The organism is Vreelandella alkaliphila, assembly GCF_016107625.1.
Classification (GTDB): domain Bacteria; phylum Pseudomonadota; class Gammaproteobacteria; order Pseudomonadales; family Halomonadaceae; genus Vreelandella; species Vreelandella alkaliphila.
Window position 1 is genome coordinate 1 of the sequence record NZ_JABASV010000002.1, and the last position, 24,059, is coordinate 24,059.

Here is a 24,059-nt window from a genome sequence, read left to right on the forward strand (position 1 = left end):
TCACCCTCATCGGCAAGCGCCCACATGAATTACCTGATCAAATTGTTAAAGAGCTGTTTTCGCTGCTGAACTTCCGAAGAAGTAACTGGCTAACCGATGAACCGGCTTGCCTCAGCGAGGAATGCGTATTCTACGCATTTCCTGGTGTTTGTCAATCACTGTTTTGAGTGAGTGAAGCGAGTGAGCGAAGAAAGCGAAATAACGATGCTTTCTGGCGTGGCTCGTTTCAAAAAGCGTTGGAAGACATCGCAGCGTATTACTGCTGAGTTCTTCTAACTCTCTGACAAACCGAAGGTTTTCACCTTCATTTACCGCTGGTAACGCTGTGCGTCCCCGGCAGCGGATGCGTACTTTACGGATTCGCTGCCGTCTTGGCAAGAGCTATTTATAGATAAATGCAAAAAAGTTTTAAGGCAAACCGTTTTGTGTTTGAAAGCGCTTCGACGGCACTCCATTGACGGTTACACTTACTCAAGCTTTATAGCACCCAACGCCCACTTCACTTTGAGGTCCGTGATGAGCCAGCACCTATTAACTGTCGATTCATTACAGCGCGAAAGCGTTGACCACCTGCTACGCGTTGCGGCGCGTATGGAACCCATCGCCAGTCGCCGCCAAGTTACTCGGGTGCTGGAAGGTGCTGTGCTTGGTAATTTGTTCTTTGAAGCGAGTACACGCACACGCGTGAGCTTTAATGCTGCGTTTTGCCGTCTGGGGGGAAGTGTGTGTGACACCACCGGCTTTACTTTCTCTTCTATGGCCAAGGGTGAATCGCTTTACGATACTAGTCGAGTAATGAGTGGCTATTGCGATGCGATTGTTATGCGCCATCCAGATCAAGGATCGGTAGCAGAGTTCGCCGCTGCCACCAATGTGCCGGTAATTAACGGTGGGGATGGCCCTGGTGAACACCCAAGCCAAGCACTGCTTGATCTTTATACGATTGATAAAGAGTTTCAGCGATTAGGTAAATCACTCAGCGGCGCACATATTCTGCTGACCGGTGATTTGAAATATGGTCGCACCGTGCATTCGCTGATCAAGCTACTGTCTCTCTATGATCCGCTGCGCATTACCTTGGTATCTCCACCGGGCCTGGAAATGCCGACCGCGCTGATTGACCTTGTGACGTCTCGTGGGCACCGCGTCGAACAACGTGACTCACTGGCCAGCGACTTCTCAGATCTGGACGTGGTTTACACCACACGCATCCAGAAAGAGCGTTTTACTGATGAAATGAACGAGAGCTTTCAGGGGCTTTCCGACGACTTTATGGTTAATCGCGACTTTCTGGATCAGCGCTGCAGCCAAAGTACGATTGTCATGCACCCACTACCCCGAGATAGCCGCCCTGGCGCCAATGACCTAAACGTGAACCTTAACGGTGATCCGCGTTTGGCGATTTTCCGCCAAACTGACAACGGGATACCCATGCGGATGGCCATTTTTGCCACGCTATTAAAGGTAGATGAGCTGATTGAGAAAGACCTGAGACCCGTGCGCTGGTTTGTGCCATCTCAAACCGGCACTCTAGACCGTTAAGTCAGACCGTTAAGTCATTACATCAGGTTTAATGAGCGATCCGCCCACCAGGAAGTCCTTCTTGGTGGGCAAACCAACCTTCTAGAATAAGCACAGCAGCTATGCCATCGACACTTTCTTCTCGATAGTTACCACGATGACCTGCCGCATGAGCGATCTGCTTCGCTTCGCGAGTAGAGCCACGCTCATCAACCATTTCACAGGGCTTGCCATAGCGCCCGTGCAGGCGATTACCGAACTTGCGTGACCGCGCGCTCATCGCAGACTCAGTACCATCCATATTCAGCGGCAGGCCAACCACAAACAAGTCAGGCTGCCACTCCTCTACTAACCGTGTAACAACGTTCCAGTCAGGAATGCCGTCTCGAGCGGTTAGCGGCGTTAGCTCGCGTGCGCTATTAAGCAACTCATTGCCTACCGCGACGCCAATACGCCGAGTACCAAAATCAAATGCGAGTATTAGCCGTTGCCCACGATCAGCCATAAAACTTAACCATCATGCATGGCCCGCGTCGCGGGTCATCAGGTTTAGATCAACGCCCAGTATGCCAGCGGCAGCGGTTAGACGCTCGGCGGGAGGGGTGTTAAACAGTACGCTGCCTTGGCCTTCGACCGTCAGCCACGCATTCTCTTTTAGCTCGTCTTCTAATTGCCCAACGTCCCAACCAGCGCAGCCTAGGCACACCAGAAAATCTTCGGGGCCGGTATCGTCGGCAAGCGCCTGAAGAATATCCATCGAGGTGGTAAGCGCGATACCGTCTTCTACCTGAACACTGGAGTCCCACTCTTGGCTATCACCGATATGCAGAATAAAGCCACGATCCTTATGCATAGGGCCGCCATAATAGACCGGTGCATTACGGTGCGGGCTATCATCGCCTCCCAGCGACAGCTGCTCAAAGAGGGCATCGAGGGTAATTTCAAGTGGACGATTGGCGATGACCCCCATGCAACCATTGTGATCATGGTCGCAAAGGTAGATCAGGCTACCGGCAAAATTAGGGTCATCCAAGTGAGGCATAGCCATCAAAAAATGATGCTTAAAGCTTTGCATGCGTCTCCTACGGCTCGCTGAATACTCAACGAGCCTCGCGTTATTAGGCGAATAGAACGTTCAACGGCATCGGTTAGTTAAGACGACGCTCAATAGCATCCAGCAGCATTCCGGCAATGTCCGTGCCGCGCTGATCATCAATTTCACGTACACAGGTAGGACTGGTGACGTTAATTTCAGTGATGTAGTCACCAATCACATCTAAACCAACAAACATCAGCCCTTTTTCACGAATCATGGGTTGCACCTGCTGAATCAACCAGTGGTCACGCTCAGTCAATTCACGGCTGACACCGCGCCCGCCAGCGGCGAGGTTACCCCGAGTTTCACCCGCCGAGGGAATACGCGCCAGCCCATAGGGCACGGGTTCACCGTCAACCAATAAGATGCGCGTGTCGCCATCTTTGATTTCGGCTAGGTAGCGTTGCGCCATAATTTGCCGCTGGCCGCGCAGGGTTAATTGCTCAATGACCGCACCAATGTTGCGGCCATCAGGGCCAATATGAAAAATCCCAGTACCGCCCATGCCATCAAGGGGTTTGAAAATCACATCACCATGTTCCGCGTGGAAAGCACGCAGGACGTCATCACGACTGGCGACAATAGTGGGCGCACAGCACTGGGGAAACTGCTGGGCAAATAATTTTTCATTACACTGCAACAACGCAGCGGTTGGATTAACTACCAGAACGCCTTCCCGCTCGGCAAACCCCAGCAGATGGACCGCATTGGTAAAGTCGGCATCGACAGGCGGGTCTTTGCGCATTAGCACAATATCCAACTCCACCAGTGGGCGCTGAGCCGCGTCACCGAGGTCGTACCAATGGTTAGGATCGCGATGCACCGTTAATGGGCGCATACGTGCATAAGCCTGTCCTGCGTTCAAGAAAAGATCTTCTTGCTCCATATAATGCAGTGTGTAGCCGCGCTCTTGCGCCGCCCACAGCATGGCCATGGTGGTATCTTTCTTGTAAGCGATGTCGCTGATGGGATCCATCACCACACCGAGATGCAACGTTGATTGGCTCATCGGGGTAACATCCATACATGAACAAAAGGTAAGCAGTATGCCGCACTGCCTGCACAGCTCCAACCGTCGCTAGGGACTACTCGTCTTGCCCGTCCGTTAACGCGCCCGGTACAAGCCGGATAGCACCAGGCTCTAGGGTAATTAACTGCTGCTTATAAAGTCGCCCGATGGCCTGCTTATAAGCACTCTTGCTAACACCTAATCGCGTCTTAATATCATGCGCGGAGCTTTTATCACCCAACGCTAGATAACCACCACTTTCACGTAGCGCCTGCAATACTTTATCACCCACTATATCTAAGCGAGCCACACCCGGGGGGAGCAGGCAAATGTCGACACGACCATCTTCGCGGCGCTGCTTTACATAGCCTTTCAGCGACTGCCCGCGGCGCAGCGGCTGGGTAATATCATCTTGATAGATCAACCCCCAATAGCGGTGATTAACCACTACCTTCATTCCAAGGTCGGTGCGATCGGCCACTACCACAGCCACTTCATCACCTTTTTCCAGCGCCCAAGCATCGTCTGTCAAAAAACGATCCAGGCGCATGGTAGCCACAGGTCGCCCTTGGTCATCGCTATACAGCATTACCAGTACCCGCTTACCGGGATCGGGACGAAAGCGCTGCTCGCTATAAGGCAGCAGTACATCTTTGGGCTGCCCCCATTGCAGAAACGCCCCTGTGCTATTGACCGCCGTCACGGTCAAATAGGCTACGTCACCCAGCTGAGCAGCGGCGTCGCTTGCGGAACGGGGAGAAGAGTGAGACTCACGGACCATGGGTACCGTCCTTACAGAAAGTAGACCTTCATTATGGTGCCTTGCGCACGCAAGGCAAAGTGCAGCCGGTATACGTAAATTCGACAGCGCATAAGCAGCGACTGACACCACTCAACAGGGCATCAGCCCAGCTAGTAAGCACTTACTTACGCGCACCGTTAAAAAATAAGCCCCTAAAATATTCCTTAAGAATAGGCTCTTAAGAATAAATATTTAAAAATGAGCTCTTACAAGTGGGTACAGAGAAGTGAGCACTAAAAAGTGAGTACTTACACATCACCGAAGTGGTGCTGTAGCAACGTTAACGCAACAACAGGTGCCGTTTCAGTACGCAATACTCTTGGGCCGAGCGTCAGCGGTGTAAAACCACCGACAGTGGCCGCATTAATATCCGCAGCACTTAAGCCACCCTCTGGGCCGATTAAGAGCGCTACTGAAGCGGGGCATGGCTGTTGCGAAAATACATTGCCCGTCGCTAGGTGAAGCATCAAGCGTAACGGCTCTTGCCGCTCGGCCAGCCAATCATCCAGCGCTTTTGGTGGATAGACGGGGGGGACAACCGCTCGCCCACTCTGTTCACAAGCGCTAGCCGCAACCGCCTGCCAGTGAGCCAGTTTTTTCTCTTCACGATCGCCCTTGAGACGCACATCACCCCGCTCTGTGTAGAGCGGGGTAATCGCTGCAACGCCCAGCTCAACGGCTTTTTGAATGGCATAATCCATCCGGTCGCCTTTCGAGATCGCTTGGCCAAGGTGCACCGCTAACGGCGATTCGCCACTACCCGGCCAGACAGCCTCGATGATCACTGTCGTTTGCTTGCGACCAACATCGGCTAAGCGCACGCCAGCCTCTTGGCCGTTGCCATCAAACAGCATCAGCGGTGCACTTTCGCCCAACCGTAGCACCCGCGTCACATGCCGCGCTGGGCCGTCAGGCAGAGTGATGGTTGCGCCCACTGCAAACTCAGCGGGCACATAAAGGCGGGGCATTTTGCCGTGTAAGGCAACCCAGTCAGCAGCATGCATACTTAGTGAGTATTCTCGGCTGCTTGCTGAGCCTGCTGCGCTTCACGCTGCTTGCGCTGAGCATACATGGCTTCAAAATTCACCGGCGCCAGCATTAGCGGCGGGAAACCACCACGGTTGACTAGGTTGTCAACGCACTCACGGGCATAAGGGAACAGCAAGTTGGGGCAGAACGCACCCAGAGTTTGTTCCAGCTGAGCCCCTTCAATTCCAGCAATACGGAACAGGCCGGCTTGCTCTACTTCTGCAAGGAACGACGTAGTGCCGGTTTCGCTATCGTTAACCTGGGCAGTCACCTTTACAACCACTTCGTACTGGTCGTCGGCTATTTTCTGGCTAGTGGTGTTCAGATCCAGATTCACCTTAGGCTTAAATGCCTGCTTGAATACTGAAGGTGAGTTCGGCGCTTCAAAGGAAATATCTTTCACATAGATACGCTGTAAAGAGAACTTCAGCTGAGGCTTTTCGCCTTCTGCGGCGCCTGCCTGCGGGGTGTTGTTATCTTCCGCCATTGGGATACTCCTAATTGTTCATCTGCTAAAAAATTGCGCGACAGCGCACGGTTAAATACTTTCTACTTAATTACTTTTTTACCACCGGAAGACCATCGGCCTGCCACTGCACCATGCCACCTCTTAACTTATTGACACGTTCAAAACCTGCCTTAGCAAGTTTTGCCTGGGCAGCACCAGAGCTCTGGCCATGCTTACATACCACGATGATCGGCTGGCTTTTCACTTTCTCCAGTTCATTCATGCGGCTGTCGAGGTTGCTTTGAGGAATATTGCGTGCACCTGCAATATGTCCTGCTTTAAAGTCTTTGCTTTCACGGATATCCAGCACCACCGCGTCTTCACGGTTAATAAGCTGAGTCGCCTGGGTAGAGGTCACAGCATGCGTGGCGGCGCTGCGCGCTTCGTACGCCACCCATGCTATTAATACCAGCAAAAACGCCCCGACAAGTAGGGGGTGGTTCATTACGAATTCGAACAGCTGATCGATCATCGTGAACACAATCTCTTGGTCTATGCAGAAAAAAGCGGCCTAGCCGCCTCCAGAAACGCAACAAGTATACACGTCACACGGCATACCGCGCAGGCCATGACGCCCAACGGCTGCCTGCGTTATGATGCCCCATGCGCGCGCCTGTCGCGACCCTGATTATAAGGTGTTGTCTGAAAACTGTTTGAGCAACCTTCACCAACGTTTCAAACAGCACCTCATGTCGCTTGGCTGACCAACATAACGAGGTTTTCATGGCTACAACTGCACCGCGCCCCGTGGCGCTAATCATTTTAGATGGCTACGGCCACAATCCCGATAGCGCCCACAACGCAGTGGCCGCAGCTAATACGCCCAACATGGACAAACTGTGGGCCAACCGCCCGCATGCCTTTGTGCACACTGATGGTCGCCATGTGGGTCTGCCTGACGGGCAGATGGGTAATTCTGAAGTAGGCCATATGAATATTGGTGCCGGACGCATTGTCTACCAGGACTTCACCCGCATCACCAAAGCAATTGAAGACGGCGACCTAGACACCAACGAGGTGCTGACCAAGCCCATCGACGAGGCCGTTGCCAATGGCCGTGCTGTCCACTTGCTTGGGCTGCTTTCTCCCGGCGGCGTGCACAGCCACGAAGACCACTTTATTGCCATGGCCGAGCTTGCTGCCCGACGCGGCGCTCAGCGCATTTTTATCCATGCGTTTTTAGACGGACGCGATATGCCGCCGCAAAGTGCGCTCCGCTCGATCGAGCGTGCTAATGCACGTTTGGCAGAGCTGGTAGGTGCCGACAATGGCTTTGTTGCATCAGTCATTGGCCGCTTTTATGCAATGGACCGTGATAACCGCTGGGAGCGGGTTGAGCAAGCCTACCGCTTGCTGACCGATGGTCACGCTGACTTTATTACTTCCAGCGCTGAAACCGCCCTGCGCGACGCTTACCAGCGCGGCGAAACCGACGAATTTGTCGCTTCTAGCAGTATTCCGCTGAATGGCACCGCCATTACGCTCCAAGACGGCGATGCAGCTATTTTCCTTAATTTTCGCTCCGACCGCGCCCGCGAATTAACGCGTGCAATCACTGAAGCTGAGTTTAACGGCTTTGAGCGGCGTGTACGCCCTACGCTGGCTGGCGACGGTTTAGTCACGATGACCCAGTACGCCGCCAACATTCCAGCACCAGCGGCCTTTCCCCCATCTGATCTCACCGACACCCTGGGTGAAGTGGTTGCTAAACGAGGCCTAACTCAGCTACGTATTGCAGAAACAGAAAAGTATCCCCACGTCACCTTTTTCTTCTCCGGCGGTAATGAAGCCGAGTACGCAGGCGAAGAGCGCATTTTAGTGCCCTCCCCTCGTGACGTTAAAACCTACGACGAAAAACCCGAGATGAGCGCCTTTGAGATCACCGATAAGCTGGTGAACGCTATCGACAGTGGTCGCTTTGACTTAATAGTGTGCAATTATGCCAATGGCGACATGGTTGGCCATACCGGTGACTTCAACGCCGCAGTAAAAGCGATTGAAACCGTTGATACTTGCGTTGGCCGGGTAGTAGAGGCCATTGAGCGTGCTGGTGGTGCTTGCCTGATCACAGCTGACCATGGCAATGCCGAACAGATGGTGCATCCAGAAACAGGCGCGCCGCAAACAGCCCACACTACCTTTACGGTACCGTTGATTTACGTGGGAGAGCAGAATGGACGGCTGGAAGATGGACGACTGTGCGATTTAGCGCCGACGCTGTTAACCATGATGAACCAGGCTCAGCCCGAAGCAATGACAGGTAACCCACTGATTCATTTTGATTGATGCTGATGCGATGGACGTTAGCTGTCGCGCTCATGCTGGCGTTAGGTTATGCGCCAGCAAGTTTAGCCCAGCCAAATGAAAATGCCGCGCGCCAACAGTTGGATGCGATTGGCCAGGAGATCGAAGCGGCTGCCCAGCGCCTCAGTGCGACCGGGCAAGCGCGGGATAGCGCCGAGCGTGAGCTGCGCCATGTGGAAACGGAGCTTGCCGAGACTCACCAGCGCCTGGATCAACTTCAGGCCGAGCGCCGTCAACTGGCCGACGAAACGACCCAACTTCGCCAGCACCGAGAGCGCTTGGAAGGGGAGCGTGAAGCACAATACGCTGCGCTGAGCCAACAGCTGGCAGCCCTTTATCGACTGGGGCCAACACCCCAGTTAAAACTGCTCCTTAACCAAAGCGATCCTGCCGAGCTGGATCGAATGCAGGCGTATCTAAATCGCCTGACTCAGGCGCGTCAGCAACGCCTTACGGATATAAGCCGCCTCGACAACGCACTGGCAGATACCGAGCAAGCGCTCAGCGAGCGTCAAACGCGCCTTGATGCATTAGCCGACGAGCTAGAAGAGCAAAGCGCGATACTCGCTCAGCGAACCGAGGAACGGCGTGGCGTCGTAGCGACCCTGGATGATCGCTATGGCAGCGAAGAGGACCGCTTAGCCGATCTAAATCAAAGCCGTGAGCAGGCCGAGCAGCAGCTAAGGGCGATACAAGCGGAGCTAGCTCGTTTAGCCGAGCCAACACCGACCACACATATCACCCGCACGCAGGGCGATTTACCCTGGCCCGTTCAAGGAGCCATTACGGCAACCTTCCAGCGTAGAGACGGCGTGCACTATAACGGTATTGTGATCCGAGCAGATTCGGGCAGTGCAGTTACAGCCGTTCATACAGGCCGCGTGGTATTCGCCGACTGGATGCGTGGCTTTGGCAACCTGCTGATTATTGATCACGGTGACCAGATCATGACGCTCTATGCTCACTTGCAACAATTTAGTGCGCGGCCCGGCCAACAAGTAAGCCGTGACACTGAAATTGGACGTGTCGGCAACAGCGGCGGGCAGACCAACCCCGCGCTTTACTTCGAAGTGCGGCGTAGCGGTGAACCAATTAATCCACAACGTTGGATTGCACGCCGCTGACGGGATAAGCTGCCCCCTATGAATTAACAATCATGTCTCAACTTATGCAGCGCCTTCTGGCGCTGCCTTTCGCCTAGCGGAGTCCGCATGACGCTATCTGTTACCAAGGTATCGGCCCCTGCCAAGCGCTTTTTGGCTACCCTGCTCCCGCTTGTACTGCTGACTGCTCCTCTCCCCTTAGTGGCTCAGTCTGCAAATAGCGTTGCTGATGACCTACCGCTTGAAGAGATCCAGACCTTTGCTGAGGTGTTTGAGCGCATTAAACGTGGCTATGTCGAAGAGGTTGACGACCGCACGTTATTGCGTAATGCCATGCGAGGCATGCTCAGCGAACTAGATCCCCATTCAGCCTATTTAGATGAAGAAGAGTACCGAAGCCTGCGCGAATCCACCCAAGGTGAGTTTGGCGGTATTGGTATTGAAGTAGGCACAGAAAACGGGCAGCTAATAGTTATTACCCCCATCGATGACACACCGGCTTCACGAGCGGGCCTGTTATCCCGTGATGTGATTGTGGCTATCGATGGAACGCCAACCGACAGCTTATCGCTTCAAGAGGCGGTTAACCTGATGCGTGGCGAACCGGGTAGCCAACTGCGTATTTCCGTCTTGCGGGCGGGTGAAGAGTCTCCGCGTGAGTTCACACTAACGCGCGAAGTGATTCGCAATGAAAGCGTTAAGCATGAAGTGCTGGAGCCAGGCTATGGCTACTTGCGAATTAGCCAGTTTCAGTCGCGCACCCCAGAGCAGGCACGCAGATCGTTAGAACGTATGGCCCGAGAGCAGCCACTTGAGGGACTCATTCTCGATTTACGCAATAACCCAGGTGGCGTTTTGCAGGCCGCCGTTGGCGTTGCCGACCTGTTCCTGGATGAAGGACTGATTGTGTACACCGAAGGACGACTTTCTGACACCGAAATGTCGTTTTCGGCATCGCCAGAGACACCCGCTGGTGATGTGCCGCTCGTTGTACTGATCAACAGTGGTAGCGCCTCGGCTGCTGAAATTGTCGCAGGGGCGCTTCAAGACCAGCGCCGCGGGGTGATAATGGGTACCGAAAGCTTTGGAAAAGGCTCCGTGCAGCAGATCATGCCGCTTGGCAATGGTGAAGGTCTTAAGCTGACAACCGCGCTTTACTACACCCCCAATGGGCGCTCAATCCAAGCACAAGGTATCGAGCCTGATGTGGAAGTGGTGCGCGGCCGGCTGGAAATAGCTGAGGGGCAACGTCGAATCCGCGAAGCTGATCTTGATGGTCATCTAAGCGGCCAAGACGCAATGCCCCGGGAGCGGGCTGAAATGTCTCAGCGCCTACGCGAGGACTATCAGCTCAGTGAAGCACTGAACTTACTCAAAGCATTGAACGTGGTGGATCGTCGGCGCCGTTAACGACACGACTGCGGCAGGCGTCCTCGCTCTCCGATTGCCTGCCGCATCACCAGTCGTTTTATCGGCACCAACTGGTTCATACCACTCATTCCCATATTGCGCGCCAGCGTCAATGCAGGCACCTGGCTACCGAAAAGCACTTTAAACCCTTTCATCAGCCCTAGCATGGCGCTGTTATCGAAGCGCCTACGCCGCTCGTAGCGACTCAGCGTGGTCAGCGCCCCCCAGGGGGCTCCTCGCTGCCATGCATTAATCACTTCCTCAGCCAGCACTGCCGCATCCATAAATCCTAGGTTAACGCCCTGCCCCGCTAGCGGGTGAATGCTATGGGCCGCATCGCCCACCAAGGCAAAATTAGGCTGTACGTAGTGAGCTGCGTGGCGCTGAATCAGCGGAAACCGATAGGCTGTATCGACGGCACTCACCTGGCCTAAACGGTAGTCAAAGGCTTCACTTAGCGCCTGCCCCAACGCATCACTAGAGAGCGATGTAAGTTGATGTGCATGCTCAGGGGTGGTCGACCAGACAATCGAACAGTAGCGATCATCACCGCTCACTGTTAACGGCAAAAAAGCCAGTGGATGGCCAGCGATAAAAGCCTGGCGAGCCGTGTCGCCATGGGACTTTTCACACCTTACGGTGGTGACAACGGCCTCTTGCTGCATAGACTCTTCAGCCACCGATATCCCTGCCAATTCACGCATGGTGGAGCGTGCACCATCTGCAGCAATTAATAATGGCGTATTCAGTTGTCGGCCGTCATCCAGCACTAACCAGCGCCCGTTATCCGAGGTTTGCAAAGCCTCCACGCCCACTCCAAAGAAAGTGCTAACTGAAGGCAGCGCTAGCACCTGCTCATTTAACGCGGCCAATGTCACATCGTTTTCAACAATATGTCCAAGTACGGGCGCACCTGCTTCATCGGCGGAAAAATGGATGCTACCGCTGCCTTCTGCATCCCACACCTGCATATAACGGTAAGGCGTTATCCTAGTAGCAGCCATCGCGGGCCACGCCTTCAAATGTGAGAGCAGCCGCTGAGAAACCGGCGTCAGTGCACTCACCCTGGGGGCAGGCGGATGGTCACCAAAGGCATCTAAGCGCAGTGGTGCTGCTTTGGTTTCTACCAACGCCACTTGCATCCCAGCGTTAGCCAGCAGCCCTGCTAGCGCCGTGCCGACCATTCCGGCGCCTACGATCACCGCGTCAAAACGTTCAACCGGCACATCTATTGCCGCTGTTTGCGTTTTCATAACGTTCCCTTAGCTGCTTGTTGCATCAGCGCTCCAGACCCATTGCTCTACGTGCCAAGCTGCGGCGAAGCGGGCCCACTAAATTAAGCCCCACCAGGCCAGCTGCTCGGGCATGCGGCAGTAGGGGCAGCGAATAGCCAAATAGACGCACTAACCCATCGCTAAACCGGATGACATTGGCACGGTCTTGCGCACGACGCTGCTCAAAGGCGAGTAGCATGTCCATATCACCAAGAGTACGTTGGTTCTGAGCGCCCTGCGCTAGCGCTTCGACCAGATCCATCACTGAGCGCAGTGCCAAGTTGAACCCCTGACCCGCTACCGGGTGAAGCGCATGGGCAGCATTTCCCAACACCGCCAACCCAGGTCGAACTGGCTCTTCCGCGGTAATCAGCGAAAGTGGGTAGCTGAAACGCTGCCCCACCCGAGTAAAACGCCCGACTCGATCACCAAAGGCAGCTTGTAGCTGGCGTAAAAACGCCGAATCGGAGAGCGCTAGTCGCGCCTGCTCTGTGCCGCTGGCATGCGTCCAGACCAGCTCCATCGCTTGGCCAGGCAGTGGCAGCAGTGCGATTGGCCCTTCTGTTGTAAAGCGCTCATAGGCAACCCCCTCGTGGGGCTGGCTAATACCGACATGGGCAATGACGGCTGTTTGCTCGTAAGAGCGGTGGCGACTACTGATGCCCAACTGCTCTTTCAGCCCAGATCGCCCGCCATCAGCGAGAATTGTCAGCGCTGCCGTTAGTTCACTGCCATCGGAAAGCACTAGGCGGTGGCCGTTAGCTTGTGGCGTAAGTTGCGCCACCGTTGCAGGGCAGTGCCACTCAATCGGCAGTTGCTGAAGATGGTGATGCAGCACGCGCCCCATCCAAGCATTAGGAATGACATGCCCCAATGCCGACACTCCCAGCTCCTGAGCACTAAGCCTCGTGGCACCTAAGCGACCCCGCTCGCTGATATGAATGCGCTTGATCGGGGTAGCTTCACTGCGCATCGCTTCCCAAACACCCAGTTGGCGAAAGCGTTGGGCAGAGCCCTCAGCGATAGCACTGGCCCTAGCATCAAAGCTTGGCTGCCACGCTGACTTCTCAGCGTTTTCAGGTAAGGCTGCCGCTTCAACAATTGCCACACGCCAGCCGTAGCGCTCAATCAACGGCGCTAACGCACAGCCCAAGCTGGCACCGACCAACCCGCCTCCCACAATAACGATATCGTGGGTGAGCGTAGCTGCTTGCTGCTGTCTTACCTGCTGAGTCTTATGCATTGCCATCTCCTACGGATAAACCAAACCCAGCAAATGTAATTTCGTAATGTAAATTACATAAACAAATATCAATAGAATTTTACTGCTTATTTATTAACCATTAATTGCTCTATATCAGCAATTCGCTTTGGCACGGCTGACGTAAGTACTTCATGCCCATCGCGGGTCACCAAGACATCATCTTCAATACGAATTCCAATTCCGCGGTAAGCGGCAGGAATATCATCATCGCAGGGAATATATAAACCAGGCTCAATCGTGACGACCATGCCTTCGGTTAGCAGGCGCGGTGTCTCTTCATCCAACCGATAAGTTCCTACATCGTGTACGTCTAGCCCCAACCAATGGGACGTAGAGTGCAGGTAGAAGTGCCGATAGCTCTCATCGTCAATGCACGCCTGCACATCGCCCTCTAACAACCCGAGACTGATCAGTCCAGCGGTTAAATCCCTCACGACCCCTTGGTGAATATCCGCCAGCGTGGCTCCCGGCTTGACGGCGTGTACTGCACGCTCTTGCGCATCTAGCACCACTTGATAAAGCGCCCGCTGAGCGTCATTGAACCGACCATTAACCGGGAAAGTACGGGTAATATCCCCAGCGTAGAGGTCGAACTCGGCCCCTGCGTCAATCAGCACAAGTGTATCGGCCTGCAACGTATCGCTGTTCTCAATATAGTGCAGCACGCAAGCGTTAACGCCACCACCAACAATGGTGCTATACGCAGGCCCGCTAGCACCTTGCCAAACGAATTCGTGCTCTAACTCTGCCTGCAACTGATACTCGCTTAACCCTGGATGGCAGACACGCATCGCACGCGTATGCGCCTTTGCTGAAATAGCGGCCGCATGGCGCAGCAGGGTAATTTCAGCAGGGCTTTTAATAAGTCGCATCTCATGAACAAGCGGGCGGCTATCCAACCATCCTTTTAATGCTGGCTTACCTCGGCGTAGGCCAGCTTGAGCGAAGGCCAACGCCTCTTCTGCAATATTCAGCGCCTCAGGGTTATCTAACGGCAGGTAGAGCAGTTCGCGGCCTGCCAATAGATCTGGCAACAGTTCTTCCCGCTGAGCATTTTCAAACGCTTGGTCAATGCCATGCTGAGCCTCAACGCCCTGGGCTCCTAGTCGTCTACCTGTCCAGGCTTCCATAGTGGCGTCGCGGTCTTGGCAAAACACCACGCTTTGGCCTGCCTCGCGCCCAGGCAGCACTACAAGCAACGCATCGGGCTCTTGAATGCCGGTTAAGTAGTAAAAATCACTCTGCTGCCGGAACGCGTATTCGCTATCGTGAGAGCGCGTTACCAAGGCAGCGCTTGGCACCACTAGCGCAGCATTGGCAGGCAGTTGGGCGATGAGCGCTTCTCGGCGCTGCCGGTACTCTGCAGGCGCAATAGCGGCGGGCCGAGGCAGTAACTCAGGTAACATAGATAACTCCTGTATTAATGAACGGGGGCGTCGATCTGCTCAACCTGGGGCATTCCTGGGTGCTGCTCGGTGTAGAGCAACATTGCCGCCATACGCGCGTGTTCCGTCAGCGCAAATAGATCATTTTCGTTTTCAGGACTATCCTCGATATCGGTTTCGATCTGTACGAGTCCTGCGAGATCCTCGATGGCTTCTTGAAGCGTCTTAGACCAACGTTCGCGTAGCGCTTCATCAGCCACGTCTTCAATGACTTCCATAAAACCCAGCGTCCACTCTTTTAGCCCCTGGGCTTGCTCGGCGAGTGAAAAAAGCTCATCGGGTAGCAGCGGTGTGTAATTCAAATCGCTGGCGCTCAATGCCTCCAGCGTTTGACGCCGCCAACCTAGCAGGCGTTCAGCGCTAGCAGGATCTCGCGGCTGTTCGACACCTAAGCTTAGGCATACCTCTTCTAGCCATGCTTCAGCCGTCACATCACGTAGCGCTAACAGACCACTTAGGCGGCCATCCAAAAACGCGGGCGACTGCATACTTCCATGCAGAAGAAAAACATCCGCGACGTCAGAAAAATCCTGGCGTTCATTGATTAGGGACATGGGCATTGCTCGCTATACAAAATGGGGAATGAAGTCGTCGTAACAACATCTCTAAGGGTGTTAAACCGCAGAAGGAATCTTACGGCGCGCGCGCCTGTGCGTTGACCCCACATAAGCGGCTCTCTTATAGTGAACGCCAACTATCCTTCCTATGCAGCGATGTTAACGCATTGGTCAATAAAATGACCTGTGCTGGAGTTTTTGATGAGTAACGCGAAGCGGCCAACCAAAGAAATCACCCTACTGGGTCGCAGCTACATGATTGCTTGCGACACTGGCGAAGAAGCTAAGCTGGAACGTGCTGCTCGCTATTTAGATCGCGCGATGAATGGCATTCACGCCCAAAGCAATGCCCTTGGCAGCGAGCGGGTTGCAGTGATGGCAGCGCTGAATATCACCCATGAGTTGCTTGAAATTATGGATGAGCACCGCGCGAGCGAAGCAAACCTGAACCGCCTAAACGACCGCCTTGAACGGGCACTAGCGGATACACGCCAACAAAAAGAACCGTAAGAACCTGCTGTCGGCTCTTTGGCATTACCACTGGCTCTGTTAGGATAGAGATGTTCTCTGGGGTGTACGCCAGTCGTTATAGTCCCTCGAGCCTATGCGAAGTACCCAGGGGGCCAAATGCTAGCCAAACCCGTGTGCATGTCCGTGCGTCGGAAAGCCTGACGGTTTGGCTGCGGCCACCCACCTGAACCAGTAGGTTCAGGGCCAGAACGACAGCGGCATTCTGGGGAACACTTAGTCTTGATTAGCGCGTCACGAGTAGCTCGTTATGAACGATACTGCTGCCCGCAGTACATTCGGCGATAAAATTGCGCTTCGTCGTGAGCTTAGACGCAGACGCCGCACCCTTTCCCTAGATCAGCAAAAACAAGCCGCTACCGCCCTTTGCCAGCGCCTTAAAGGGTTGCCTGAAATTTGTCGTGCGAAACGCATTAGCCTTTATTTACCGGTTAACGGCGAGATAGACCCGACACCATTAATACCTTGGCTTCGACAGCGAAAAGTAAGTATTTACTTACCGGTATTGCGCCCATTTTCGACTAATCGCCTTTGGTTTGTTGCCTACCGCGAATCTACCCCCATGGTTAAAAACCGTTTTGGCATCGCAGAGCCCTGCTCACGATTTGCCGCCGATAGGCGCAATCGCCTGCCAGCTTGGGCGCTAGATACGCTTATTGTTCCGCTGGTAGGATTTGATAAGCAAGCAAATCGCATGGGCATGGGAGGTGGTTTCTATGATCGCAGCCTCGCTTTTATGCGCCGCCAAGGGCCAGCACCGACACTTATAGGCGTTGCTCACGCCTGCCAACAGGTGGATGCGCTACCCATCGAGCCTTGGGATATTCCGTTGGACGTGATAGCAAGTGACACAAGGGTTATTCGACCAACTAAAACGGGCTGATCATTAAGATCAGCCCGTTTTAAATATCAACCTCGACTAGCTTGGCGCAGCGTTTACGCTGAAAGCGCTGTGATCAACTTAGTAAGTTAACTCCCCGATAGCGCTTGCGCGTATCCAGTGGCGAGTACTCCAAGTAAAAACACCACTGTTAGCGCCATCACCATATCAGGCTTTTTACGCCGCATGCCTCATCTCCAACGTCTTTTACGGTTGCCAAATATCCTTAATGCGTCATCTAAACAGTGTTTCTAAAAAGATGACACACCTCATTAATTTCGCCCACGACTATAGGGCTATAGAAGAGGACTGACAACTGCTTTCAGTGCTATTTTTAACGCACCATTAAACGTTTTCAGAAGCTCACTCTTCTTAACAACTCTGCATCCCGGGGTTAGTGAGTACTTACAATTCTTTACGCCATAAAGAGCTTATACGCTGGGTTATCGCTCTCTAGCCAATAACGGTAGCCAATCGCATCTAAGTACTCTGCAACATGGGTTTGATCACTGCTCGGCACTTGCATACCGACCAATACACGACCGTAGGCAGCACCATGATTTCGGTAGTGGAACAGTGAAATATTCCAGTCATGGGGTAGCTGGGTTAAAAAGTTCATTAGCGCACCAGGGCGCTCCGGGAACTCAAAGCGGTAGAGCTCTTCTTCAAAGCGCTCGCTAGGCCGACCACCGCTAAGGTGGCGAATATGTAGCTTCGCCAGCTCATTGTCGGTCAAATCTTCAACCTGATAGCCAGCTTCACGAAGCTTATCAATCACCGCCTGGCGGTCTTCCCCACCCGGTTTAACTTGAACACCCACAAAGATATGAGCCTCGCTATTATCTGCATAGCGATAGCTGAACTCGGTGACCATGCGCTTGCCCAGCTTTCGGCAAAACTTTTTAAAACTGCCTGGGTTTTCCGCAATGGTCACCGCCAAGATCGCTTCACGCTGCTCACCCAGCTCGGTGCGTTCCGCAATATGTTGCAAACGATCAAAATTGGTATTCGCGCCAGAGTTAATACATATCAACGTCTCGCCTTCAGCACCGGTTTGCTGCACATATTTTTTCAAGCCAGCTAGCGAAAGCGCCCCAGACGTTTCTGCGACGGCGCGAGTATCTTCAAAGATATCCTTCACCGCAGCGCACATCTCATCGGTATTCACCGTGATAACGTCGTCGATTAAGTCACGTACTAAAGAAAAAGGCACTTCACCGATTTGCGCGACGGCGACACCCTCCGCGAACACGCCAACTTGATCCAGCACGACCCGCTCCCCGGCTTCTAGCGCGGCTTTTAAACAGGCACTGTCTTCAGCTTCTACGCCAATGATTTTGATATCTGGGCGTAGATATTTCACATACGCCGCGACGCCTGCAATTAAGCCGCCGCCACCGACAGGGATAAAAATAGCGTCTAGGCGGCCGCTGTGCTGGCGCAGAATTTCAACACCAATAGTGCCCTGACCTGCGACCACATCGATATCATCAAACGGCGGAATATAGGTATAGCCATGCTCTTTAATCAATTCTTGAGCATGCTCAGCAGCAGCAGCAAATGCATCACCTTTCAAAATAACCTTAGCGCCGCGGGCACGTACTGCCTGAACCTTAATATCGGGCGTAATACGCGGCATCACAATAACCGCTTTCACCCCCATCAGCTTGGCTGCCATAGCCAAACCCTGGGCATGATTGCCCGCCGATGCTGCAATCACGCCCTTGGCCTTCTGCTCTTCAGTTAGCTGGGCCATTTTGTTGTAAGCACCACGAATCTTGAAAGAAAACACTGGCTGAAGATCTTCGCGCTTAATCAAAATTTGGTTATTGAAACGACGCGACAAAAAGGGAGCGGGTGAAATAGGGGTCTCACAAGCGGCTTCATAAACGCGGGCTTGGAGGATCTTTTTGACGGTTGCTTCGAGCATGCGGGAATCCCAAAAAAATAACGTGACCCTGACGGGAGAGAGCAAAGCCTTTATTGGTAGCAGATTACGCCTAGCGTCGTCTAGCGGCGTTTCCATCGGCAGTGGGCGCTAAGGCCGTTATACTAGAGAGCACTGCCTAACCCTGACGCAGGAAAATATGATGACCCAAGATGAATTGAAAGCGGCCGTAGCGGATGCTGCGGTTAAAGAGATTGAGCCTCATCTCGAAAAAGATACCGTGCTAGGTATTGGCACAGGTTCCACAGCGAACCTGTTTATTGATCGTTTAGGCCCGCTAAGAGATCGTTTCAAAGGGGCCGTTGCCAGCTCAGAAGCCAGTGCTAAGCGCCTACAGGCGCTAGGTATTGAGGTGTTCGAGCTGAACAATGTTGGCGATGTTCCTTTTTACATCGACGGTGCAGACGAAGTAAACGCTAACTTACAAATGATTAAAGGGGGTGGCGCCGCCCTAACCCGCGAAAAAATCGTCGCCGCCTGCGCCAAGCGATTTATTTGCATTGCCGATGGCTCGAAATACGTGAACCAACTTGGCAACTTCCCGCTACCGGTAGAAGTTATTCCGATGGCACGCTCCTACGTCGCTCGGGAGCTGGTCAAGCTAGGTGCTGACCCCGTCTATCGGCAAGGGGTAGTCACCGATAATGGCAATCAAATTATCGACTGTTTTGACTTTATGATCGACGACCCAGCCTCCATGGAAGCGCGTATTAATGCCATTGTAGGCGTCGTCACGAACGGTTTATTCGCCCAGCGCGGTGCCGATGTACTGCTGTTAGGTAAAACGGACGGCGTGGAACGAACCGCGTTACGTTAACCACTGACTAAGCCCATCGAGCGTGCGCGCCAATGCGCCTCTATGGGCTTCAACTACCTCTCGCCCAGCCTGCCCAATTTGCAGAGCAAATGATGGCGTTGCCAGCCGCTCGGCCAGCGCGTCGGCCAAGGCATCGGGTGTTTCCACCACGCTTAACGCACCTACCGCTAACAGCGGTTCAGCCACATCGCTAAAGTTGTCAAGCGAAGGGCCGCAGAGCACTGGCTTACCCAACGCCGCAGGCTCCAGTACGTTGTGGCCACCCAACGGTACCAAACTACCGCCAACATAGGCCACATGCCCTGCTGCATACAGCGTTGCCAGCTCACCTAGCGTATCCCCCAGGTAAACCTGCGTTTGTGGCGTCACGGCCTGCTGCTGGCTGCGACGGCTGAGTGCCCAGCCGCCTTGGGAACACAGCCTGGCCACTTCGTCAAAACGCTGCGGGTGTCGCGGCACCAATACCAATAACGCTGTTGGAAAGCGCTGCAATAGCTGACGATGGGCCTCCAAGAGCAGTACTTCTTCCCCGTCGCGGGTGGAACCTGCCACCCACACTGGGCGCGCGCCCCAGACTTGAAGTAAGTACTCACTCTCTTCCAGAGCCTTTTCCTGAGAAGGCACCTCAAATTTTAACGATCCAACGACATGAGTTACTGCTGCGCGGCAACCCAGTGCCTGAAAGCGCTCGGCATCTTGGGCAGATTTAGCAGCCAGCCATGTGACGTTAGCTAATGCACTCGCCATTAACGAACGCAAGCGCTGATAGCGTGCAAAGGCTCGTGGCGATAGCCGCCCGTTGACGACCGCGACAGGCACTGCTTGTTGGTGGCAAGCGTGCAGCAGGTTGGGCCACAGTTCGGTTTCAAACAGAATGGCAAGAGTGGGCTGCCCGCGGGTAATAAAACGCTTGGCCGCTCCCGGAAAATCCAGAGGGAGAAAGCAGTGAGCAAGCCTTACTTGATCCGGCGCGGCTTGCTCACCGATGAGTTTTAGAACTTGCTGAGCACCCGTCGCGGTCATTGTGGTCAACAACAGGCTGTGCTGAGGGTAACGCGCCAGCAAACCCTCTATTAGCGGACGGGCAGCGCGCACTTCCCCCACCGAGGCACAGTGCAACCAAATTCGCGGTCCAGGAGGAAGCTTACCCAAACGCATACCAAGCCGCTGCAAGCGCGAGTAAGTAAGTACTTGCTCACGCCAGATGCGCCAGCCAATCAGCGGCGACAACATATAAAGCACCGCTGAATAAACAAGCCGAGGCCAAATCGGCGACGCCATTAGCCCTCGCGATCCAGGATGGAGCTAATCATTGCGGTGGTCGATACGCCATCTTCAAAGCCAAGTACTTTTACATCGCCGCCGTTGGCGATAACGGCCTCCCCTCCTGCAATATCTTCAGGGCGGTAATCGCCACCTTTCACCAAAATATCCGGTAAAACGGCTTCAATTAGCGCTTGGGGAGTATCATCATTAAATGGCACGACCCAATCGACAGCGCCTAATCCAGCCAGGACTTGCATGCGGCGGTTAAGCGGGTTGATTGGCCGTTTAGGGCCTTTCAAACGGCCAATAGAGGCATCATCATTCACCGCAACGATGAGGCGATCCCCCAGGCGTTTGGCTTGTTCCAGGTAGGCCACGTGTCCTGCATGAAGAATATCAAAGCAGCCATTGGTCATCACCACGCGCTCGCCACGCAGCTGGGCAGCCCGCACGGCGTCGACCAGCGGGACTTGGTCAATCACCCCAAATTCAGCCAGCTTGTCGCCGTGTAGCGCGGTGTAGAGCTCGGCTATCGAGAGCGTCGCCGTTCCCGGTTTGGCCACCACCAAGCCCGCCCCTAAGTTGGCCAGCATCATTGCTTCTGGCAATGCATGGCCTGATGCCAGCGCGAGCCCCATCAGGCCAATCACGGTATCGCCTGCACCAGTTACGTCGAACACTTCCTGGGCGCGGGTGGGTAAATGGAGCGGTGCGAGGCCTTCACGAATAAGCGTCATACCTTTTTCGCTGCGAGTGATCAGCAGCGCTTCTAACTCAAGCTCGGCGCGCAACGCTTCTCCGCGCTGGGCAAGAACATCGTCGTTGGCACAGTGACCAACCACCGCTTCAAACTCGGTTAAGTTAGGCGTAATTAAACTCGCCCCACGATATTTACTAAAATCTTGGCCTTTCGGATCGACCAGCACTCGCTTGCCGAAAGCACGCGCCATCTGAATCAGCGACTCGACCTGGTTAAGCGTTCCTTTACCGTAGTCAGAAAGAATCATCACATCGCAATCAGGCAGCGCTTTTTCGACCTGCTCCAGCAGAGCAGTGGTATCGACACCATCAAGGCGCTGCTCAAAATCCAGCCGCAGTAGCTGTTGATTACGACTCATCACACGCAGCTTGGTAATCGTTGGTATCTCTGGGCTTCGCTGAAAGTAAGTACTCACATTCGACGATGCCAAACGCGACGTCAACAACTCGGCGTTCTCATCCTCTCCCACCACACCTGCCAGGGCGACGTGGCCGCCTAGAGAGGCCACATTGAGTGCCACGTTCGCTGCGCCCCCGGGACGATCATCAGCATCTTCGACACGCACCACCGGCACCGGCGCTTCGGGTGAAATACGCGACGTGCCACCATGCCAGTAGCGGTCGAGCATCACATCCCCCACCACCAATACGCGGGCATGTTCCAGGGCGGTTAAATCAACTCTCATCCAAAGGTCCTGTTGTTGGCGGCACTGCGGTATACGCCAGCAGCGCGTCTAGCTTAGCAATCACGTCGTCGGCTTTGATCAAATCCATGGCATCCGCATGGCGTACTCGCTGTCCCCAGCTAACCTCATCGACGGATTTATTCAGATACGTGCGAACCGCTTCGGGATAAGCATTGACTGCAAAATCCCGCCAACAATAAGGCGCGGCACGCTGAGGATTGGTGGTCGCATAGAGACCAAGTGTGGGCGTACCCATGGCATTCCCCATATGCGCCGGCCCCGTGTCGGGGGCAATGACGGCACGGGCATTGTCAATCAACGCCAGTACGCCTTTGAGCGATGTACCACCGATAGCATTAATAACGCTATCCGGTTGGCATAGCGCCTCAATTTGATCGCCGATTTCTCGCTCTAATGAACTCCCCCCACCGGTCAACACGCTCTTCAGACCATGGTGTACCCAAGCATGTTCAATTACGCTGGCATAGCCTTCCACTGACCAATTGCGGAAATTGCGCAGCCGTGCGTTGCTGCAAGGATTAATGACCAGATATGGCGTATCGCCACTGACCCCTCGGGCTTCTTCATAGGCCAGCGGTGGTACGGCCAGATTCCACTCCAATCGATCATCTTCTACGCCGAGCAAGCGAGCGAAGTCCATAAACGACTCCAACACATGGGCGTTAGGATGCGGCGCAAGCTGATGCTGTGTAAACCAGTGCTGAGCGTCTTTGGCGCGCGACTTATCATAGCCCACTCGTACATTGGCCTTGAGGCCAAGCGAAAGCACGCTGGCGCGTATCGCTTGCTGCATGTGCAGCAGTACATCAAAGCGAGTATCGGAAAGCTCTTTCCACAGGGCACGCATGCCCGCAAGACCGGTGGACTTGTCATAGACAACAAACTCGACCCCAGAAAGCCCCGCCAGTAAACTGTGCTCCCCCTTGCCGATTATCCAGGTAATGCGAGCGTGCGGCCATTGGCGCTGCAACGCACGCACCGTGGGCACAAGATTGCACACATCTCCCAACGCGGAGAGGCGCAAAATGGCAATATGGTTAGGTTGAGCAGGCAGAGAGGGCTTCATGCGCTTAGCGGCACTCCGGCAAAGAAATTGGCTGATTTTACATGATGTAGACAGTTTAAGTGACGCTGCCACGTCACACCAACTGTCGCAACATGGATCTCAACAACGATCGCAACAACGGTCTCAAGGGCAGTCACACCCACTTCATCCTGATCTATTCCATCAGGCCTATTGGCGTGAGCGTAATTTAATCGTCGGGGAAGCACCAGGAAGGGGTAGCAGTTTCTTCTTAAAGGCCAGTGATTCAGAGCAGTGGGTATTGCGTCCTTATCGCCGCGGTGGATTGATCGCCAAGCTAAGCGAGAAACGCTACTTGTGGCTGGGTGAAGAGCGCACCCGTGCGTTTCACGAGCTGCGCTTAAACGCTGCGCTGTATGACCAGGGACTGCCAGTGCCACGCCCCGTTGCCTGCTGTGTTATGCGTTACGGCCCTACGTATGAAGCGGCGCTCATCACCGTTAGGATTCCAGGCGCTCAGGCGCTGGCTAGCTTATTGGCGGCAGGGGAAGCAGATGAGGCGTTACTTCAGCGCGTTGGCGCAATGATCAAGCGCTTCCATCAAGCAGGCCTTGATCATGTTGATCTAAATGCGCGCAATATCTTGATCGCCCCCCATGGTGAACCCTGGCTGATTGATCTGGACCGCTGCCGCCAACGGCCACCAGGTAAGTGGCAGGAACACAATATAAACCGCCTAGCAAGGTCGCTAAAAAAATTCCATTGCCATAGTGTGCTGCCCACCATATTAAAAGGTTATAACCGTTAA

The 24,059-nt window shown here is 54.1% G+C and carries 23 protein-coding genes and 1 other RNA gene; 9 read left to right on the forward strand and 15 right to left on the reverse strand.

The window, feature by feature from the left end:
- Positions 1–516 precede the first annotated feature (516 nt).
- Positions 517–1,542 (forward strand): aspartate carbamoyltransferase, encoded by a 1,026-nt coding sequence (gene pyrB / locus JFC11_RS03160; protein ID WP_038480031.1) that lies wholly within the window; start codon positions 517–519, stop codon positions 1,540–1,542.
- Positions 1,543–1,570: 28 nt separating this feature from the next.
- Here pyrB and ruvX read toward each other — a convergent pair whose 3' ends face one another.
- The 7 genes from ruvX to JFC11_RS03195 form a co-directional block, all read right to left on the reverse strand.
- Positions 1,571–2,026, reverse strand: coding sequence for a Holliday junction resolvase RuvX (gene ruvX / locus JFC11_RS03165; RefSeq protein ID WP_038480028.1), 456 nt, complete (start codon positions 2,024–2,026; stop codon positions 1,571–1,573).
- Between the two features lie 12 nt (positions 2,027–2,038).
- A complete protein-coding gene (locus tag JFC11_RS03170; RefSeq protein ID WP_038480025.1) occupies positions 2,039–2,596 on the reverse strand; it encodes a YqgE/AlgH family protein in 558 nt (185 codons plus the stop codon).
- A 73-nt stretch (positions 2,597–2,669) separates the two neighbouring features.
- A complete protein-coding gene (gene gshB, locus JFC11_RS03175) occupies positions 2,670–3,626 on the reverse strand; it encodes a glutathione synthase (RefSeq protein ID WP_198348708.1) in 957 nt (318 codons plus the stop codon).
- A 76-nt stretch (positions 3,627–3,702) separates the two neighbouring features.
- A complete protein-coding gene (locus JFC11_RS03180) occupies positions 3,703–4,407 on the reverse strand; it encodes a CvfB family protein (RefSeq protein WP_198348709.1) in 705 nt (234 codons plus the stop codon).
- Between the two features lie 269 nt (positions 4,408–4,676).
- On the reverse strand, positions 4,677–5,432 hold the full coding sequence (locus tag JFC11_RS03185) for a 16S rRNA (uracil(1498)-N(3))-methyltransferase (protein ID WP_198348710.1): 756 nt from the start codon (positions 5,430–5,432) through the stop codon (positions 4,677–4,679).
- Between the two features lie 2 nt (positions 5,433–5,434).
- Positions 5,435–5,944 carry a protein-export chaperone SecB gene (gene secB / locus JFC11_RS03190; RefSeq protein ID WP_083000211.1) on the reverse strand — a complete coding sequence of 170 codons (510 nt, stop codon included), beginning with the start codon at positions 5,942–5,944 and terminating at the stop codon, positions 5,435–5,437.
- Between the two features lie 70 nt (positions 5,945–6,014).
- Positions 6,015–6,437, reverse strand: coding sequence for a rhodanese-like domain-containing protein (locus JFC11_RS03195; RefSeq protein ID WP_089040097.1), 423 nt, complete (start codon positions 6,435–6,437; stop codon positions 6,015–6,017).
- A gap of 251 nt (positions 6,438–6,688) precedes the next feature.
- Here JFC11_RS03195 and gpmI point away from each other — a divergent pair, with 251 nt between their 5' ends.
- The 3 genes from gpmI to JFC11_RS03210 all read left to right on the forward strand — a co-directional run bounded on the left by gpmI (position 6,689) and on the right by JFC11_RS03210 (position 10,782).
- Entirely contained in the window at positions 6,689–8,251 is a 1,563-nt protein-coding gene (gene gpmI, locus JFC11_RS03200; protein WP_198348711.1) for a 2,3-bisphosphoglycerate-independent phosphoglycerate mutase, read from the forward strand.
- 5 nt (positions 8,252–8,256) lie between these two features.
- Positions 8,257–9,393, forward strand: coding sequence for a murein hydrolase activator EnvC family protein (locus tag JFC11_RS03205; RefSeq protein ID WP_198348712.1), 1,137 nt, complete (start codon positions 8,257–8,259; stop codon positions 9,391–9,393).
- Positions 9,394–9,480: 87 nt separating this feature from the next.
- Positions 9,481–10,782 carry a S41 family peptidase gene (locus JFC11_RS03210; RefSeq protein ID WP_120385981.1) on the forward strand — a complete coding sequence of 434 codons (1,302 nt, stop codon included), beginning with the start codon at positions 9,481–9,483 and terminating at the stop codon, positions 10,780–10,782.
- Here the strand turns inward: JFC11_RS03210 and JFC11_RS03215 are convergent.
- The 4 genes from JFC11_RS03215 to JFC11_RS03230 all read right to left on the reverse strand — a co-directional run bounded on the left by JFC11_RS03215 (position 10,779) and on the right by JFC11_RS03230 (position 15,319).
- Complete coding sequence (locus tag JFC11_RS03215) at positions 10,779–12,035, reverse strand: UbiH/UbiF/VisC/COQ6 family ubiquinone biosynthesis hydroxylase (protein WP_198348713.1); 1,257 nt, start codon at positions 12,033–12,035, stop codon at positions 10,779–10,781. The two genes, JFC11_RS03210 and JFC11_RS03215, sit on opposite strands and share 4 nt — an antisense overlap.
- Before the next feature lie 25 nt (positions 12,036–12,060).
- Entirely contained in the window at positions 12,061–13,299 is a 1,239-nt protein-coding gene (ubiH, locus tag JFC11_RS03220) for a 2-octaprenyl-6-methoxyphenyl hydroxylase (RefSeq protein ID WP_095603325.1), read from the reverse strand.
- An 86-nt stretch (positions 13,300–13,385) separates the two neighbouring features.
- Entirely contained in the window at positions 13,386–14,726 is a 1,341-nt protein-coding gene (gene pepP / locus JFC11_RS03225; protein ID WP_198348714.1) for a Xaa-Pro aminopeptidase, read from the reverse strand.
- 14 nt (positions 14,727–14,740) lie between these two features.
- Complete coding sequence (locus JFC11_RS03230) at positions 14,741–15,319, reverse strand: UPF0149 family protein (RefSeq protein WP_198348715.1); 579 nt, start codon at positions 15,317–15,319, stop codon at positions 14,741–14,743.
- Positions 15,320–15,523: 204 nt separating this feature from the next.
- Here JFC11_RS03230 and JFC11_RS03235 point away from each other — a divergent pair, with 204 nt between their 5' ends.
- The 3 genes from JFC11_RS03235 (at position 15,524) to JFC11_RS03245 (ending at position 16,733) form a co-directional block, all read left to right on the forward strand.
- A complete protein-coding gene (locus tag JFC11_RS03235; RefSeq protein ID WP_089040104.1) occupies positions 15,524–15,832 on the forward strand; it encodes a cell division protein ZapA in 309 nt (102 codons plus the stop codon).
- A 51-nt stretch (positions 15,833–15,883) separates the two neighbouring features.
- Positions 15,884–16,066: non-coding RNA, 6S RNA (ssrS, locus tag JFC11_RS03240), on the forward strand.
- Positions 16,067–16,100: 34 nt separating this feature from the next.
- Positions 16,101–16,733, forward strand: a complete 633-nt coding sequence (locus JFC11_RS03245; RefSeq protein WP_193059900.1) for a 5-formyltetrahydrofolate cyclo-ligase — start codon at positions 16,101–16,103, stop codon at positions 16,731–16,733.
- A 412-nt stretch (positions 16,734–17,145) separates the two neighbouring features.
- Here JFC11_RS03245 and ilvA read toward each other — a convergent pair whose 3' ends face one another.
- Positions 17,146–18,660: a threonine ammonia-lyase, biosynthetic gene (gene ilvA, locus JFC11_RS03250; RefSeq protein ID WP_198348716.1), complete on the reverse strand. Its 1,515-nt coding sequence runs from the start codon at positions 18,658–18,660 to the stop codon at positions 17,146–17,148.
- Positions 18,661–18,820: 160 nt separating this feature from the next.
- On the opposite strand from ilvA, the gene rpiA reads away from it, so the two are divergent.
- The gene (rpiA, locus tag JFC11_RS03255) at positions 18,821–19,495 is read left to right on the forward strand and encodes a ribose-5-phosphate isomerase RpiA (protein ID WP_198348717.1); all 675 of its coding nucleotides are present in this window, start codon (positions 18,821–18,823) and stop codon (positions 19,493–19,495) included.
- Here the strand turns inward: rpiA and waaA are convergent.
- The 3 genes from waaA to JFC11_RS03270 are packed head-to-tail and all read right to left on the reverse strand — an operon-like array spanning position 19,487 to position 23,293.
- Positions 19,487–20,776, reverse strand: coding sequence for a lipid IV(A) 3-deoxy-D-manno-octulosonic acid transferase (gene waaA / locus JFC11_RS03260; protein WP_198348718.1), 1,290 nt, complete (start codon positions 20,774–20,776; stop codon positions 19,487–19,489). The genes rpiA and waaA overlap by 9 nt on opposite strands.
- Positions 20,776–22,206 (reverse strand): bifunctional D-glycero-beta-D-manno-heptose-7-phosphate kinase/D-glycero-beta-D-manno-heptose 1-phosphate adenylyltransferase HldE, encoded by a 1,431-nt coding sequence (gene hldE / locus JFC11_RS03265; protein WP_193059904.1) that lies wholly within the window; start codon positions 22,204–22,206, stop codon positions 20,776–20,778. Before hldE ends, waaA begins: the two co-directional genes overlap by 1 nt.
- On the reverse strand, positions 22,196–23,293 hold the full coding sequence (locus tag JFC11_RS03270) for a glycosyltransferase family 9 protein (RefSeq protein WP_120385986.1): 1,098 nt from the start codon (positions 23,291–23,293) through the stop codon (positions 22,196–22,198). Before JFC11_RS03270 ends, hldE begins: the two co-directional genes overlap by 11 nt.
- Between JFC11_RS03270 and JFC11_RS03275 the strand changes: the two genes are divergently transcribed.
- Positions 23,292–24,059, forward strand: a complete 768-nt coding sequence (locus JFC11_RS03275) for a 3-deoxy-D-manno-octulosonic acid kinase (RefSeq protein WP_198348719.1) — start codon at positions 23,292–23,294, stop codon at positions 24,057–24,059. The genes JFC11_RS03270 and JFC11_RS03275 overlap by 2 nt on opposite strands.

What these genes read in the sequence shown, in the direction of transcription:
- pyrB (WP_038480031.1), top strand. Translation starts at nt 517, where the DNA reads ATGAGCCAGCACCTATTAACTGTCGATTCATTACAGCGCGAAAGCGTT.
- ruvX (WP_038480028.1), bottom strand. Translation starts at nt 2,026, where the DNA reads ATGGCTGATCGTGGGCAACGGCTAATACTCGCATTTGATTTTGGTACT.
- JFC11_RS03170 (WP_038480025.1), bottom strand. Translation starts at nt 2,596, where the DNA reads ATGCAAAGCTTTAAGCATCATTTTTTGATGGCTATGCCTCACTTGGAT.
- gshB (WP_198348708.1), bottom strand. Translation starts at nt 3,626, where the DNA reads ATGAGCCAATCAACGTTGCATCTCGGTGTGGTGATGGATCCCATCAGC.
- JFC11_RS03180 (WP_198348709.1), bottom strand. Translation starts at nt 4,407, where the DNA reads ATGGTCCGTGAGTCTCACTCTTCTCCCCGTTCCGCAAGCGACGCCGCT.
- JFC11_RS03185 (WP_198348710.1), bottom strand. Translation starts at nt 5,432, where the DNA reads ATGCATGCTGCTGACTGGGTTGCCTTACACGGCAAAATGCCCCGCCTT.
- secB (WP_083000211.1), bottom strand. Translation starts at nt 5,944, where the DNA reads ATGGCGGAAGATAACAACACCCCGCAGGCAGGCGCCGCAGAAGGCGAA.
- JFC11_RS03195 (WP_089040097.1), bottom strand. Translation starts at nt 6,437, where the DNA reads ATGATCGATCAGCTGTTCGAATTCGTAATGAACCACCCCCTACTTGTC.
- gpmI (WP_198348711.1), top strand. Translation starts at nt 6,689, where the DNA reads ATGGCTACAACTGCACCGCGCCCCGTGGCGCTAATCATTTTAGATGGC.
- JFC11_RS03205 (WP_198348712.1), top strand. Translation starts at nt 8,257, where the DNA reads ATGCGATGGACGTTAGCTGTCGCGCTCATGCTGGCGTTAGGTTATGCG.
- JFC11_RS03210 (WP_120385981.1), top strand. Translation starts at nt 9,481, where the DNA reads ATGACGCTATCTGTTACCAAGGTATCGGCCCCTGCCAAGCGCTTTTTG.
- JFC11_RS03215 (WP_198348713.1), bottom strand. Translation starts at nt 12,035, where the DNA reads ATGAAAACGCAAACAGCGGCAATAGATGTGCCGGTTGAACGTTTTGAC.
- ubiH (WP_095603325.1), bottom strand. Translation starts at nt 13,299, where the DNA reads ATGCATAAGACTCAGCAGGTAAGACAGCAGCAAGCAGCTACGCTCACC.
- pepP (WP_198348714.1), bottom strand. Translation starts at nt 14,726, where the DNA reads ATGTTACCTGAGTTACTGCCTCGGCCCGCCGCTATTGCGCCTGCAGAG.
- JFC11_RS03230 (WP_198348715.1), bottom strand. Translation starts at nt 15,319, where the DNA reads ATGTCCCTAATCAATGAACGCCAGGATTTTTCTGACGTCGCGGATGTT.
- JFC11_RS03235 (WP_089040104.1), top strand. Translation starts at nt 15,524, where the DNA reads ATGAGTAACGCGAAGCGGCCAACCAAAGAAATCACCCTACTGGGTCGC.
- JFC11_RS03245 (WP_193059900.1), top strand. Translation starts at nt 16,101, where the DNA reads ATGAACGATACTGCTGCCCGCAGTACATTCGGCGATAAAATTGCGCTT.
- ilvA (WP_198348716.1), bottom strand. Translation starts at nt 18,660, where the DNA reads ATGCTCGAAGCAACCGTCAAAAAGATCCTCCAAGCCCGCGTTTATGAA.
- rpiA (WP_198348717.1), top strand. Translation starts at nt 18,821, where the DNA reads ATGACCCAAGATGAATTGAAAGCGGCCGTAGCGGATGCTGCGGTTAAA.
- waaA (WP_198348718.1), bottom strand. Translation starts at nt 20,776, where the DNA reads ATGGCGTCGCCGATTTGGCCTCGGCTTGTTTATTCAGCGGTGCTTTAT.
- hldE (WP_193059904.1), bottom strand. Translation starts at nt 22,206, where the DNA reads ATGAGAGTTGATTTAACCGCCCTGGAACATGCCCGCGTATTGGTGGTG.
- JFC11_RS03275 (WP_198348719.1), top strand. Translation starts at nt 23,292, where the DNA reads ATGCGCTTAGCGGCACTCCGGCAAAGAAATTGGCTGATTTTACATGAT.
- JFC11_RS03270 (WP_120385986.1), bottom strand. Translation starts at nt 23,293, where the DNA reads ATGAAGCCCTCTCTGCCTGCTCAACCTAACCATATTGCCATTTTGCGC.